This is a genomic window from Candidatus Zixiibacteriota bacterium, assembly GCA_016933955.1.
In the GTDB taxonomy this organism is placed as follows: domain Bacteria; phylum Zixibacteria; class MSB-5A5; order GN15; family PGXB01; genus JAFGTT01.
In genome coordinates, this window is the sequence record JAFGTT010000008.1 from 138,033 (window position 1) to 151,853 (window position 13,821).

General features: G+C 52.8%; 13 protein-coding genes. 4 read left to right on the plus strand and 9 right to left on the minus strand.

Annotated elements, in window-relative coordinates; genetic code table 11:
• Positions 1–117: 117 nt before the first annotated feature.
• Positions 118–1,509 carry a C1 family peptidase gene (locus tag JXQ28_02130; protein ID MBN2276521.1) on the minus strand — a complete coding sequence of 464 codons (1,392 nt, stop codon included), beginning with the start codon at positions 1,507–1,509 and terminating at the stop codon, positions 118–120.
• Positions 1,510–1,718: 209 nt separating this feature from the next.
• Here JXQ28_02130 and JXQ28_02135 point away from each other — a divergent pair, with 209 nt between their 5' ends.
• Both JXQ28_02135 and JXQ28_02140 read left to right on the plus strand, forming a co-directional pair.
• Positions 1,719–2,831 (plus strand): AI-2E family transporter, encoded by a 1,113-nt coding sequence (locus tag JXQ28_02135; GenBank protein MBN2276522.1) that lies wholly within the window; start codon positions 1,719–1,721, stop codon positions 2,829–2,831.
• 52 nt (positions 2,832–2,883) lie between these two features.
• The gene (locus JXQ28_02140) at positions 2,884–3,285 is read left to right on the plus strand and encodes a hypothetical protein (GenBank protein ID MBN2276523.1); all 402 of its coding nucleotides are present in this window, start codon (positions 2,884–2,886) and stop codon (positions 3,283–3,285) included.
• A 331-nt stretch (positions 3,286–3,616) separates the two neighbouring features.
• Here the strand turns inward: JXQ28_02140 and JXQ28_02145 are convergent, their stop codons facing one another.
• The 7 genes from JXQ28_02145 to nadC form a co-directional block, all read right to left on the minus strand.
• The gene (locus tag JXQ28_02145; protein MBN2276524.1) at positions 3,617–5,560 is read right to left on the minus strand and encodes an aconitate hydratase; all 1,944 of its coding nucleotides are present in this window, start codon (positions 5,558–5,560) and stop codon (positions 3,617–3,619) included.
• Positions 5,561–5,646: 86 nt separating this feature from the next.
• Entirely contained in the window at positions 5,647–6,474 is an 828-nt protein-coding gene (mutM, locus tag JXQ28_02150) for a DNA-formamidopyrimidine glycosylase (GenBank protein MBN2276525.1), read from the minus strand.
• 42 nt (positions 6,475–6,516) lie between these two features.
• Entirely contained in the window at positions 6,517–6,717 is a 201-nt protein-coding gene (locus tag JXQ28_02155; GenBank protein MBN2276526.1) for a DUF1858 domain-containing protein, read from the minus strand.
• A gap of 25 nt (positions 6,718–6,742) precedes the next feature.
• Positions 6,743–7,396, minus strand: a complete 654-nt coding sequence (locus JXQ28_02160; protein MBN2276527.1) for a hypothetical protein — start codon at positions 7,394–7,396, stop codon at positions 6,743–6,745.
• 4 nt (positions 7,397–7,400) lie between these two features.
• Complete coding sequence (nifU, locus tag JXQ28_02165; GenBank protein MBN2276528.1) at positions 7,401–7,775, minus strand: Fe-S cluster assembly scaffold protein NifU; 375 nt, start codon at positions 7,773–7,775, stop codon at positions 7,401–7,403.
• A gap of 85 nt (positions 7,776–7,860) precedes the next feature.
• Positions 7,861–8,865 carry a biotin--[acetyl-CoA-carboxylase] ligase gene (locus JXQ28_02170; GenBank protein MBN2276529.1) on the minus strand — a complete coding sequence of 335 codons (1,005 nt, stop codon included), beginning with the start codon at positions 8,863–8,865 and terminating at the stop codon, positions 7,861–7,863.
• A gap of 28 nt (positions 8,866–8,893) precedes the next feature.
• Positions 8,894–9,778, minus strand: a complete 885-nt coding sequence (gene nadC, locus JXQ28_02175) for a carboxylating nicotinate-nucleotide diphosphorylase (protein ID MBN2276530.1) — start codon at positions 9,776–9,778, stop codon at positions 8,894–8,896.
• A gap of 954 nt (positions 9,779–10,732) precedes the next feature.
• On the opposite strand from nadC, the gene JXQ28_02180 reads away from it, so the two are divergent.
• Together JXQ28_02180 and JXQ28_02185 are read left to right on the plus strand one after the other, a co-directional pair.
• Positions 10,733–12,766 (plus strand): hypothetical protein, encoded by a 2,034-nt coding sequence (locus JXQ28_02180; protein ID MBN2276531.1) that lies wholly within the window; start codon positions 10,733–10,735, stop codon positions 12,764–12,766.
• 262 nt (positions 12,767–13,028) lie between these two features.
• Positions 13,029–13,571, plus strand: coding sequence for a hypothetical protein (locus JXQ28_02185; GenBank protein MBN2276532.1), 543 nt, complete (start codon positions 13,029–13,031; stop codon positions 13,569–13,571).
• Positions 13,572–13,615: 44 nt separating this feature from the next.
• On the opposite strand, the gene JXQ28_02190 is transcribed toward JXQ28_02185, so the two are convergent.
• A partial coding sequence (locus JXQ28_02190; GenBank protein MBN2276533.1) for a hypothetical protein occupies positions 13,616–13,821 on the minus strand: 206 nt, incomplete at its 5' end.

Sequence of the window (13,821 nt, forward strand, 5' to 3'; positions counted from 1 at the left end):
CCTGATAATTTAAGTTAGTTATCGGGCAATGTAAAGTGAAAATTGAACGGGCGCGGGAACAGCTTTGAAAACAAAACGGCCGCGGCATCGATAGCCGCGGCCGCGAACTTACAAATATTATTGCTCCGGGCCGGGAGCCGGGCCGCCTCTATAAAGGTAATTTATCAAATACGTCACATCGAGAATATTCGTCAATTCATCGACATTGGCATCACCGCCCAGACTGCAAACCGGCGCTTGACCCTGTTTGTAGAGGTAAGTAATCAAGCTGGTAGCGTCCAGAATGTTATAATTGCAGTTACAATCGGCGTCACCGTAAATACCATCCGCGATCGTTATCATGAAATATTTCAGAAACTTGATGGTCGGTGTCGAGGAATCCTCGCAGCGCAGAGCGAAAACATAATTCTTGGCACGGGTCGGAATACCGTGAAGCAAACCGGACTCCTCCAGAACCATGCCGTCGGGCAGGGTGCCGACCTGTTTGTACCAGTGGTACGGCGGTGTGGCGCCCTCGGCCTCGAACTGGTAGCTGAACTCCCCGTCATAGCAGTACTTATTGGCATTGGGCAGGAAAGTCGGGGAGAGAATATGTACCGCCTCGATATTCAAAAGAGCCGCGGCCACTCCCAGATTACAGGTGCCGTATTTAACCCAACCGTAACCATCATCGCCCCAGAATGTCCCCCAGCTGTTTTTGAGAATCCAGGCGCCCGCACCGTCACAGGCGTTATCATCCCATCCGACCAGCAACACCGCGTGATTGATTTCCTCGGTTTCATCGGCATGAGCATAACATCCCCCGCCGTAGGACTGGAAATTATCATAAACCGTCATGGCCACACAGACCGGTGCGGTCATAATGGCCGTCTTCAGTGACACCTCGTCGTTGGAAATACCCGTCCAGCCGGTAATGTTGGCATAAACCGGATACAGATCCTCAGTGCAGGGGACCTCATCGTCGGCCTGGTACGGCATGGCCGTTTCCAGAATCGAACCATACGACTGGCAATGTTCGTAAACATCACCCATCCAGCCGCCATCACATCCCCAGCCGCCCGATACACAGGACAATATCTGTTGCTCGGACAGGTCCAGTTCCACCTGGCGCTGAATTTTGTAGATAGCTTCAAGTGCCCCGATAGCGCCGAATATCCAGCAGGAACCGCAACTGCCCTGGTTTTTAACCGAAGTTACCTTGCCCGAATCGGCCCAGTTGAACGATTCCGGTAAATCCTCGGCCGCCAGCTTGACAAAATTGCGATCGAGATGTTTCTCCCAGATTTCTTTCCAGTTGTCGGGCAGTTTCAAACCGGTCAATTGCCGACGTTCCTCGGGCGAATATTCGGTCATATTTGGAGTCAGGACGGCTTTCCAGTTCAAGCCCTGTTCATCGATTTCTTTTTGTATGGCAATAATTTCTTGCTCGGCACCATCATAGGCCAGAAGATCAACAGCCGAGGCAAGGATAGTGAGGGAAAACAGCAGAAAAATTAAAGATTTCTTCATCTGATTCCACCAGGTCTTCATGTTTTTCTCTAAACGACTATTATATAATCGGTTATAATATAGCCTATTTATCCCATGTGTCAAGGCATATTAACCCTGGCCAAAATATCGCCCCCTGCGCCGCATATCCCCGATTATGCAAGTTTATGGTTGATTACATATTTTAATTTTGCCATCTTGAATAAGCCCGAATTCGAATTGAATAAACTATGAAACGCGAGTATATCACCACCACCCTTTTTTTTCTGATTGTCGGGGTTTTTTTCTATCTTTTTTACCGCCTCATGATCCCGTTTTTTACCCCTATTGCCTGGGCCGGTATCCTGGTGATCGTTTTTTACCCCCTTTACGCCTGGCTCCATAAAAAAGTCAAACGAGCCTGGCTGGCCTCGCTCATCTCCTGCATCCTGGTTTTTATTATTATCATCGGGCCGGCCATCTACCTGATGGCCTCGATCGTCAATGAGGCCGCGACCGCCGTTCAGAAAATAAATACTGCTTATAAATCAGGCGCCCTGAAAGAACTGATGTCGGTCAATCTGCCGTTTGTCGATCTTATTAAGAACAAACTGGTCGGGTATCCCCAGCTGGCCGAGATCGATTTTGAATCCATCGTCAAGGACGCTGTCGCCAGTGTCACCCGAACCATTGGCACCCATGCCACAGCCGCCGTGGCCAATATCTCACTGACCCTTTTCTATTTCTTTTTGATGATTTTCTCGATGTACTATTTCTTCCGCGACGGGGAAAGAATTATCGGCTTCATGAAACGGATCACCCCCTTGGAGTCGAACCAGATCGGCCTGATGTATGCTCATCTGCGCCATGTTATTGAGGGAATGATGTATGGCGGGGTGGTTATGGCTCTTATCCAGGGTTTCCTGGGCGGTTTGCTTTTTGCCATCGTCGGCATCTCCTCGCCGGTCCTGTGGGGATCGGTCATGGCTTTCCTGGCCTTCGTTCCCATTGTCGGACCGTTTCTGGTCTATATCCCGGCCGGGATCATTCTTATCCTGGGCGGCTCTCCGGTCAAAGGAATAATCGTTATCGCGATCGGCCTGCTGGTGGTCAGCCAGCTGGACAATTTCGTCCGCCCGCACCTGTTCTCCGGTAAAACCCAGACCCATACCCTGATGCTGTTCTTCTCCATAATGGGCGGCGTGGCCCTGTTCGGTCTTCTGGGAATTGTTATGGGACCGTTTATCGCCGCCGTTTTTCTGGCCATTTTGAAAATGTTCGAGCTTCAGCTCCACCCCGAGACCGAACCGGCCCTGATTCTCAAAGCCGCCGGTGCGGAAAACGGGGGAGAGGATACAAAGTAAATTATCATCATCCCGAAATCATAAAAATTGAATATTCCGAAAGGATCAAAATATGTTTATCACCCTTCTGGCCGTAACCTTCGTGATTGCTCTCCTGGTTTCCTTTGTTGTCGCCCGGCTGTTCAAAAAGCCGCTGGAAAAAATCATGGCCCGGATTATCACCGACGATATCAGCTCCGCCTGGGTCAGGTATCTCAACTACGCCATCTATGTGATCGGTATTTCTTCAGGCGTTCGAGTCTGGCAACTAAAGCAGTACATCGAGCCGATCGTTACCGCCAAAGATTCTGAGGCGGTCGTCATCACTCTCGACTATAACCATTGGGTGCTGGAAGTTTATCAGACAATAATCGGCACCCTCCAGGGAATCGCCTGGCTGTTGCTGGTCTTTTTCGTATTCGCCCTGATCGCCTATGTGATTGTGAAAGTCTTCAAAAGAGACCGGGCCGACTGATCCGTTAGCGGTATCATATTATGAATCAACCCGATTGAGTTCTTCCTCCGGGCGGGTTGCTCAAGTTGCCGTATTACCTGTGGCCATTATAGTTCATTTCTTTGTATTTCGCTTTTATGGGCAAATTTCCGCAGATCGGTATTACGAGTGAGTCTGGCAATGAGAATTCGCGATAAATCCAACGAAATTCAATGAGTAAGGATAATAGTCCGGTTTGTCACTTGTCTGGTGACTCATTCGGCTTGGATAGGTCAGAAGGCCTGCTGTAAATCCTGCCTGCGCTGAGTAAAGCGAAGTGAGTGAAACGAAGGGTACTCCTGATTATTGTTTTTTACCTCCCGCTCATTCCTTTCTCGCGGGTGTATGTTAATAATCCGCCGAGCTTCAATAGCTCCTTCTGACGGTCGGTCAGGGTGGCTTTTACTTCGAATGAAAATCCCTGCGTCTTGTTTTGAATTACAAACGAAGCCTTGTTAACCGATTCGATACAATTATCGATCACCAGCTCATTACCCGCCCCGATCCGGTCATAATCGCCTTTGTCCGAAAACACCAGCGGTAGCAGGCCGAAATTGACCAGGTTGGAATGATGAATCCGCGCGAATGATTTGGCGATGACCCCTTTGATTCCGAGATACATCGGGGCCAGCGCGGCATGCTCGCGCGAGGAACCCTGGCCGTAATTTTCCCCACCCACAATAAACCCGCCGCCTTTTTCTTTTGCTCTCGATGAAAACGTCGGGTCCAGCCGATAGTACACATACTCGCTTATTTTGGGAATATTGGACCGGTAGGCCAGAATCTCGGCCGCGGCCGGCATGATGTGATCGGTACTGATATCATCCTCGACTTTGATTAACACCTCGCCGGTGATGGTGTCGGAGAGCACCTCTTTCGGATTGGCCGGGCGGATATTATCGCCCCGGCGGATTTCGAGATTTTTCGCCTCCTCGACCGATGCCGGTTTAATCAAATTGGGATTATCCTGCCTGATTTTCGTCGGCAACTCGGATAACGGCGCCTCCATCTCGAGCGTCCGCGGGTCGGTTAATACGCCGTTGATGGCCGTGGCCGCGGCTGTTTCCGGGCTGACCAGGTACACCAGATCGTCTTTGTAACCCGAACGTCCGCGGAAATTACGATTGATGGCCCGCACCGATCTTGTCCCCGGCGCCGGCACATGGCCGGAACCGATACAGGCTCCGCAGGTTGGCTCGGCCACATTCACCCCGGCCCGTATTAAATCGGTTAGATAACCTTCCTCGGCCAGTTGCTCCAGGGCCATCCGGCTGGCGGGATGGATGAAAAAATTGACCTCCGGATGGACCTGGCGGCCTTTCATTATTTTTGTCACCGCTTTCAGATCGGCATAAGCCCCGTTGGTGCACGATCCCACCATCACCTGCTCGACTTTCACTCCCGCCACCCGGCTGACCGGGACGACTTTATCCGGAAGCGACGGCTGGGCCACCAGCGGCTCGATCTGCGACAAATCCAGCTCCATCCGATCATCATACACGGCATCGTCATCGGCCGTCATCTCCCGCCAGTCCTTCGGCCGCCCGGTTATTTCATAGTCCTGACGCGTGATTTCATCGCTGGGGAATATTGAGGTGGTCGCGCCCATCTCGGTACCCATATTGGTGATAGTCACCCGTTGCTGGACATTGAGCGTTTTCGCCCCCGGACCGGAATACTCGAAAATCTTTCCGAACCCGCCCCGGACCGTGACCCGGCGAAGCATCTCCAGGATAATATCCTTGGCCGTTGACCAGGGTTTCAGACTGCCGGTCAGACGGACATTGATTACCTGCGGCATGACGAAGTTATACGCTCCGCCGCCCATCGCCACCGCCACATCCAGCCCCCCGGCCCCGATTGCCAGCAAACCCAGCCCGCCGCAGTGGGGGGTATGACTGTCTGATCCGACCGCGGTTTCACCCGGGATGGCGAAATGCTCCTGGTGAATCTGGTGACCGATGCCATTGGCCGCTTTGGAATACCACGCTCCGTACTTCCTGGCCGCCGACTGCAAGTAGAGATGGTCTTCCATATTCTCCGGCCTGATCTGGAGAACATTATGGTCGGCGTAACAAACCGCCACCCGCGCCCCTATCCGATTTAAACCGATAGCCTCGAAATGCAAAAAGACCTGGGTTCCGGTAATATCCTGAATAAGAACCTCATCGATCTTGATTCCGATTTCATTTCCGACCTTGATTTTCCCGGAGACCAGGTGATTTTCTATTATTTTATGTGTCAGTGATTTGCCCATTTTATCCTCGAAAGTTCAGGGTGAATTATCGCCGAATGTATTAAAGTATACGGAATTAAACAGGATTCGGAAGGTTTTGTTCGCGATTATTGTCCCATTCGCTGACAGCGGGGGCAGAAATGCGCCGAGCGGGAACCAATCTTCTTCCTGACAATCGCCGTTCCACAGACAAAACAGGGTTCACCCTCACGGCCGTAAACCCGGAGATATTTCTGGAAACCGCCCGGCTGGCCGTTGACCCCGGCATAACTGTCAACCGAGGTTCCCATCAGGCGAATCGCCTTTTTCAACATGGCTTGGATATGACCGTGCAGTTCCGATAATTTCCGCGGGGCAATCCGGTCGGTAGTTTTCTGCGGGTGTATCCTCGAAAGAAACAACGTTTCATCGGAATAAATATTCCCCAGCCCGGCCAGCATGGTCTGATCCAGAAGCGCCGGTTTGATCATCCGCTTTTTCAACCGGAACAACCGGACAAACTCATTCGTCCCGATTTCCAGCGGCTCCGGGCCAAGTTCCACCAGCCCCTTCTGGTTCATGATTTCGGCCGTGGAAAACAACCGCACCCGCCCGAACCGGCGATAATCGTTGAAACGCAGATGATAACCATTGTCGGTCAAATTGAAAATTACCAGGTCGTGTTTGTCGATTTCCGTGTCGGCCGGAAGGTAATACAGGTGCCCGGTCATTTTGAGATGCACCCAGAGCGTGTACCCGCCGGAAAGATCCATCAGTATATTTTTTCCCCGGCGGCGGACCGCCATGACTTGCATTCCTCGCAAGATATCGGTCCAGCCCGGCGCATTATCACTGTCGATTTTGGAGTATGTTACTTGTACGGATTTAATGATCTTATTGAGTACCGTGCTTCGCAAACCGCGAACCACCGTTTCCACTTCAGGCAATTCCGGCATGAACTGTCACTCCGGGGAATGTTGATAATACGGACAGAGGTTTTAGTTTTCCGGGCTTTCCAGCTCGGCGATAATCTGGTTGACATCGTGACCGTGAAGCGCCGCGCCCATTTCCAGCGTTTCCAGCTGGTGGGCCGGGCATTCCCAGCAACCGCCGTGAAAATATTTCTGAATGACTTCGCGGGCATGGGGGACCTGTTTCATTATTTCCCCCATTGTCATATCCTTGGTAATTTTGGCCATAGCCAGCCTCATCAACACATTATTTTTATGGATAGGATCGGCCGTCAACATCAGCTCTCAGCAATTCCCCGACACCTTCCGGCGTCTCGTACCTGACAAACCCGACATCCCGGGTAAACCACCAGGTGCTCTGCCCGTCGAGCTTATTGCCAACCCCGTTTTCCAGCGTCCGGTAAGTCATACCGATCTTGATACAATCCTCGAATGTCCCGGCCATTGTCACCAAAGTCTCGATCGCGGTGATTTTATATTCGACCATTATCCGCAAATGAGTAAAATTGGAATCGCCGCGGATTTCGGTTGACGAGAAAAGAAGTGTGTCGCCGATCAGGTTCGACCACGGAACAAACGGCAAAGCCGGCTCGAACCCGATATAAGCATGCCCCGGCACCCGGTACATCATACTCTTCAACCCGATCCGGGAATCGCTTTTGACATAATCCTCGCGATGGGTAATCACGCCCGATGAATCGAAATAGGCCACAGTCCGCAAATCCCCGATAGCGTCAACCACCGCAAAATGCCCCACCGGACCGCTGTAATAATAATCATCTCCGACATGGAGCGGGAAATATCGGCCCGGCTCGATGGCCGCCGGTCGTTCGACTTTTTGAATACACCCGGCGATTATCAGAATCAGGCAAGCTGAAACCGCACACGAAAATCCCATCCGCTTCATTGGTTTATTCCTGTTTATGACGTGCCCGGTAATCCTCGATAGCCGCTTTCAGGGCATCGGTGGCCAGGTTGGAGCAGTGCATCTTGATCGGCGGCAGTCCGCCCAGGGCATCGGCAACATCGTTGCGCGTCAGCGCCTCGGCCTCGGCAACCGTCTTGCCCAACACCATCTCGGTGGTAATGGAACTGGTGGCGATAGCGGCTCCGCACCCGAAGGTTTTGAACTTGATATCGGTAATTACCCCGTTTTCGACCTTTATATACATCTTCATGATATCGCCGCAGGACGGGTTTCCGACTGTGCCGACTCCATCGGCGTTCTCGATCTCGCCGACATTGCGGGGATTCTGAAAATGATCGATTACTTTCTGAGAATACATGCTTCGCTTTCTATAATATACTGCCTTTGTCCAGAATATAACCTTTCAGCCCGAAAATCAAAGTGAAATATTTCACATTGTATCTCTACCGGTGCCCGTCCGCCATATGCATCGTCACCTCACCGGCCATAAACCGCTCGATCCCGTTTTCCGTCTCGATCACCAGCCGCCCGATCTCGTCGATATCCAGGACCTGGCCGGAAACCGTCTTGCGGCCCACCCGCAGTTTAATATTCTGTTTTATCAGCGAGGAATAAGCCAGAATCTGCTTTCTGGATTTCTCCAGTCCGTATTTTTTGAATTTAATATACTGTTTCTCGAAATTGTAAAGAAGTCTCTGGACAAAATCAATCCGGTTGATCTCCTTTTTCAGCTCGATACTTATCGATGTGGCGCTGTCGCGGATATCTTCCGGGAAATCGCCCGCCTTGTGATTGACATTGACCCCGATCCCGACCACCGCAAACTTGATCCGGTCCAGCTCGGCCGATAGCTCGGTTAATATCCCGGCCGTCTTTTTGCCATCAATCAAAACATCGTTGGGCCATTTGATCCGGACCTTGAGATTGTCGAACGAGGCAATCGTATCGGCCACCGCAATCGCCGCGATCAGCGAGATCCCCGGCGCCAGGGTCGGATGAAGCCGCGGTTTGAGAATAATCGAGCAGTAAATCCCCACCTTTTCCGGTGAATGCCACGACCGCCCCAGACGGCCGCGGCCGCGGGTCTGATGCTCCGCGATCACCACCGTCCCCTCCGGGGCGCTCGAATTGACCAGTTGCGCGGCGATGGTGTTGGTCGATTGCACCGACCGGTAGGCGTACACCTTGCGCCCGATGCTTTTGGTCTTGAGTTTGAAATATATCTCCTCGGCCAGAAGACTGTCTGGGGTACCGGTCAGGGTGAGCAGGCCTTTCTTGCCGGATTTGATCTTATACCCCCACTCGCCCAGCAGTCCGACCGCCGCCTCGAATTCCTCTTTCGGGACTTTAAGCGATTTCGCCAGGCGCACCGGGTCGATTTTCCGCCCCGGCCGGGGACGGATCTGGTGCAGGATTTTATCCGCCAGGAGTTCTTTTTTATCACTCATCGCTTTTTATACCCGTGAATGGCAGGGATTATTCGGTTATCACCCGGAGAGAGAAATCCGAGGATACAGCCGAGTGGGTCAGCGCCCCGATCGAGATAAAATCGACCCCTGTTTCCGCGATCGCTCTGACATTGGGCAAATTGACATTACCCGACGCCTCGAGTTTGACCGACGGGTCCAGCCCCCGCGCGGTTTTGACCATCTCCGCCAGTGATGCCGCCGTCTGGTTGTCCAGAAGAAGCCGCTTGATCCCGCATTCGATCGCCTCGGTCAGTTGCGATATCTCTGTCACCTCGACCTCGATTTCAACCGCCGCGGAATCATACTCGAACCGTTTGGAAAACTCCTCGCCGGATAAAAAGGCCCGCATCTTCTGTACCGCCCCGGTTACCGATCCCGCCGCCGCGATATGATTATCCTTGATAAGGGCCATATCGTACAACCCGAACCGGTGATTACTCCCGCCGCCGCAGGTGACGGCGTATTTCTCCAGATACCGCAATCCCGGCATGGTTTTGCGGGTATCGAGAATAACCGCCCCGGTCCCGGCGACCTCTTTGACAAACCGGGCGGTCAGTGATGCGATCCCCGATAGATGCCCCAGAATATTGAGAGCTGTCCGCTCGGCGGTCAGAATAGCCCGGTAATCACCGTCGATCTCCGCGATTTTATCGCCCGGCCCGAATGATTCGCCGTCTTTTTTGATCGAGTTGAATTTTATTTTATCGTCCAGTTTCAAAAAGACCGTTTCGGCCACCGGCAGACCGGCCAGGACACCCTCGGATTTGGCCACGATCTCGGCCCGGCCGGGAGCGTTGTCGATACAGGCCAGGGTGGTGATATCGCCCGGCCCGACATCTTCCATCAGGGCCAGTTCCACCTGTTTGAGGATCAGTTCGTCAATCGTGTTCATGGCGTCAAGATATAATAATAAATCCCCCGAAAGTCAAATGTTTGGCAAAACCCTCCCCTGAGGTTTCAACATCCTGTTGGTGGGTGGCTTGGGTCTTGTAGGTTGAAACCGATGTTTTATTAATGGGTGGCCCAGGGTTTTCAGACCTGGGATTCGTGGACGGCAAACAGCCCTCCGTCTGCCCCGCACTGAATCATTCCTGCCCCTTTCATATCATTCCCATTTCTATTTTGTCATTCCCGCCCCTTTTTGTCATTCTCGACCTGATCGGGAATCCATCTTCATCCCCTCTTGAGAGGGGTGGATCCGCCGGAGGCATTTATGCCGCAGGCGGAGACGGGGTGTGTTACCAAAACCGCTCTACACACCCCTGAATCCCCTCTCGAGAGGGGACTTTGAACATTTCCCCGGGTGACTCATGTCTTCAGACGTGGGATTCATGGGCGGCAGACGCCTTCGTCTACCCATTTGTCCTTAAACCAGCAATTTTTCACCCTTGCCGATTATTCGCCCCCAAAAACTATTGCCGATTTCTCTGTCGCATATTATACTTATCTTGGTATTTAGGTAGGTCGAAACCCCCGCCGAAGGTCCGGAGCGAAGCGAAGGAGGTTTCGACATCATACTTATTTATGATTCGAACAACCAACCGGGTGGCCTCACACGCGCTGGCCCATTGCCTCCTCCGAGTGGCTACCAGCAGTCGATGCGGGGGGTGAAAAAGTGTTGACTGTTTATTATACAAACGTTTATATTGCTTTACTTCGAGATAGGTAAGGCAATCAGGAATCTGCGGGCTCACAAATCATGCTACACTCCAGCAGAGGGATGTCTGTAGTGGTGAGACATGTTCTGAGTTACTCCGGTTTAGTGGATTCCGGGAAAGGGTAGAGTTATGTTTTTGTCAGGTGGTGCCCACATGTCGGGTGCGCCGCTAGCAGAAAGGACACCGGTGTGAAGGAATCGACAATGGTCTGCCAGATTGGTCGCGTGTTGACAGGAATCCTTATCATCAGTCTGATAGGATGTGCGTCGCAGCAAAAGAGAATGCTGAGAGATTGGGACGAGGCGACTCGCACCGACTCGCGGTTAGCCTACGAAGAGATTCTTAAGAAGTATTCGGGTACGAGCTTGGCGAGTGACGCCGAGCGACGCCTTAAGCAGATTATCGCGGACAGTATTCGTCTCGAAGAGCGAACGAGGGAAGACAGTTCCTGGTCACAGGCGATGAGAACGGAGTCAATCGCAGCGCTCGAATCGTTCCTGAGCTCCTTTCCTTCGTCCCGGCATGCCGAGACGGCCTGTTCCACACTCTGGAATCTGTATGCCGCAGCAGAATGGAGGAGCGCCTCGAGTCGAGACACCAGGGACGCATATATGAGTGTCATCTCGCTTTTTCCCAGCACCGCCTATGCTAACTCGGCGCTGGTGAGATTACACCAGGGTTGCACCGACACGCTGCTGGAGCGCTTGCGGAAGGAGCGCGACGAGCAACTCCCATCAGAACGGCGGAGGAGACAGGAAGTAACGACGAAGCCCGAGGTGCTGGTGCCTGTGTTCGGCGTTTTGTGGGACGAACCGGGAGGTCTTGTTTACCGAACCAGCTCATACCGGACCGTGCGGTATCGAGAGGATTCCGCTGACACGCTTGACGCCAACTGCTTCATGAACCGGCTGCGATGCGCAGATCCATATGAGGGGGTCGTTATTCTCCTGGACAGCACCAAGGTCGGAAATGATACGGCGTTTTTTCCGGCCATAAATCGCGGCTTGAATCGGTTCTACTGGGATCGTCGCGCCCATCGTGACGCCCAGAGCTGGAACGACAGCGGATTGACTCCGGTTCTTCTGCCGTCGCTGGTGCCAGGCAAAGCGCGGAACAGCGAATTGATAGTCCAGTATAGCCGTGCCGCCGATCTGGAGATGCAGCGGGGGGAAGTCTGGTGGGATTCGATTCCGGTGGGTGCAACAGATGAGGTGCAGCGACTTCTGAAGCTGCTCCAGGAGCGATCGTTGTCCGACACGGATTCCATCGCTCAGCGCGCAACGGAGTGTCTTCTGTCTATCGGACACCCGTTCGGGCTGCGACCTCTGCAGGAAGCGCCGGAGAGGTTCTCCAGGATACTGCTTGGGTGTTTGTCGAAAGAGGGGATTGGCGAGGTCGCACTGAAAATACTGCAGGGCTACCCATCTGATCTCCTGGCTCCTCATGTGGCACATACATTAGCGGCATCGCCATCTGACTCGAGAGCGTTCCGACTCGGCACTAGGCTGTTGGGGGGCTGTGGCTCTTACGCCTCAGAAGTGCTCCTGGACACTCTGAAGCGACACCTCGATGATCCTTCAGAAACTCTGTGCAGGTGTGCCGTGGGCTGCATCTTGTCGTTGGATTGCGAAGGGTGGGCCGCACTTTTGGAGGATGCCTCTCCTCAGATTCACAACCAACTGATAGCACTCCTGCCGAAGACTAGTCTCCGCGAGAAAGCGATAGAGGCGCTGCGCAAGCACAGTTCAGAGCGGCAGGCCCAGAAGCAGCAGCAGGGGGCGGTGCTGAGTGATTCAACCTTGGTGGTGGGCTGGATGGCTGATTCAACGGCTGTTGACAACGCGTGGGATGACGACGGAGTCGCAAAGTGCAAATACGTTTACCGAATCGACTTCATGGAACTCAACGGCGTAGGGGCCGTAATCCAGTGGCTGAAGGTGGAATACACAGCAAGTGACGGATCGGTGTGGGCGGGAGAAGGATCCCGTAGCGGGTTCGACAAGACCATACAGATTGCCGCGGGCGGCGGCAACTCCTACCGGAGTTGGGTCATAACGGAGTGTAAAGTTGGGACCGAAGTCTGGGCGCTCTATCAGAATCGATGGGTAAGAGCGGAGACCCTCGCGGGAGGCAGGGTCACAGTATACTATGAGGGCCGAGACGAACACGGTCATCGGTTTTCCGGTTCCTCGTCCTCGGTGCTCAGCCCCAACAGCCAGTAGGCCTTCGAATAGTGAGATGAGTTGATTCACATGGTGCCGAGAATTCGCCGCTTACTTCGGGAGCGGCACAAGCGATCCCAAGCACGGGCGGTGTTGGGATAATCAACCAAAGGAGTGAATTGTGCTAATACCGGGATCATTCAGTAGATCTCATCTGAGAATTCCAAGAGCACGTGTATGTTCCTTACTAATTCTATTTTGCCTTGCGGGATGCTCCAGCAAAGACCCATCTCAGAATATTGCAGAATCTTTACAGGTCGAAATGTCTGTACGAGATTTCGCATTTCTTGCTCACCGCGAAGTAGCGATAGACGTAACAATCAAAAACATCGGCATGAATGTCATTCTTGTCGACTGCCGGAGCGACTATGCCAAGTCTCATGGATCATCGCGGAATAAAGCCATAATTCAGCCCCTGGATCCTTTTGAGGATTTCTTATCATTTCATTGTGCGGGGATGAGTGATCCACTGCCCAAGGAGGAGCGCACCAGCGACGAACGCCGATATCGAAACTCGCTTGAAGAAGGTGGCGTGTTCAAGAGCATAAGTGAACTGCTGGTGATTCAGCCGGGGCATTCATTGTTATTGCGCGCTATTGTCTGGAACGAGAGAATTGATGTCAGCTTGCGTAATGGCGCTCATCCGGTAGAGGCACGACTTCAAGCACCAATGCTCATGACGTCTCCCGATTCGATTGAAGTGGATAACAATTGGCTGGCTGGCCCGACCGTGATAAATAGGGAAATATGGCTGGCAAAGAAATTTATACCGGTCTCCATAGCTGGGCAAATAGATTTGAAATAGGATAGGGACAGTACTGTTGGTGTCAGTGGTAGCAGCCCAGGGCCTCACGGGTTCACCGGGCAGACAAAGAAGAAACTGTTGATCAAGTAGGGGGATGCAAAGACCCAGACGATTTTGACGAGCAGATCGTGAGACCTGCCCGTTTCGGCAAACTGCGCAGACTTGACTCGTGTCCCGACTCGCTCCAAGCCGAAACCGGATCGTCCGAAACAGTGGTGGGGGATCGACATGACCAAGGTGATGACCGATT

Coding starts and splice junctions, on each gene's coding strand:
- JXQ28_02130 (MBN2276521.1), bottom strand. CDS start 1,509: ATGAAGAAATCTTTAATTTTTCTGCTGTTTTCCCTCACTATCCTTGCC.
- JXQ28_02135 (MBN2276522.1), top strand. CDS start 1,719: ATGAAACGCGAGTATATCACCACCACCCTTTTTTTTCTGATTGTCGGG.
- JXQ28_02140 (MBN2276523.1), top strand. CDS start 2,884: ATGTTTATCACCCTTCTGGCCGTAACCTTCGTGATTGCTCTCCTGGTT.
- JXQ28_02145 (MBN2276524.1), bottom strand. CDS start 5,560: ATGGGCAAATCACTGACACATAAAATAATAGAAAATCACCTGGTCTCC.
- mutM (MBN2276525.1), bottom strand. CDS start 6,474: ATGCCGGAATTGCCTGAAGTGGAAACGGTGGTTCGCGGTTTGCGAAGC.
- JXQ28_02155 (MBN2276526.1), bottom strand. CDS start 6,717: ATGGCCAAAATTACCAAGGATATGACAATGGGGGAAATAATGAAACAG.
- JXQ28_02160 (MBN2276527.1), bottom strand. CDS start 7,396: ATGAAGCGGATGGGATTTTCGTGTGCGGTTTCAGCTTGCCTGATTCTG.
- nifU (MBN2276528.1), bottom strand. CDS start 7,775: ATGTATTCTCAGAAAGTAATCGATCATTTTCAGAATCCCCGCAATGTC.
- JXQ28_02170 (MBN2276529.1), bottom strand. CDS start 8,865: ATGAGTGATAAAAAAGAACTCCTGGCGGATAAAATCCTGCACCAGATC.
- nadC (MBN2276530.1), bottom strand. CDS start 9,778: ATGAACACGATTGACGAACTGATCCTCAAACAGGTGGAACTGGCCCTG.
- JXQ28_02185 (MBN2276532.1), top strand. CDS start 13,029: ATGTCTGTACGAGATTTCGCATTTCTTGCTCACCGCGAAGTAGCGATA.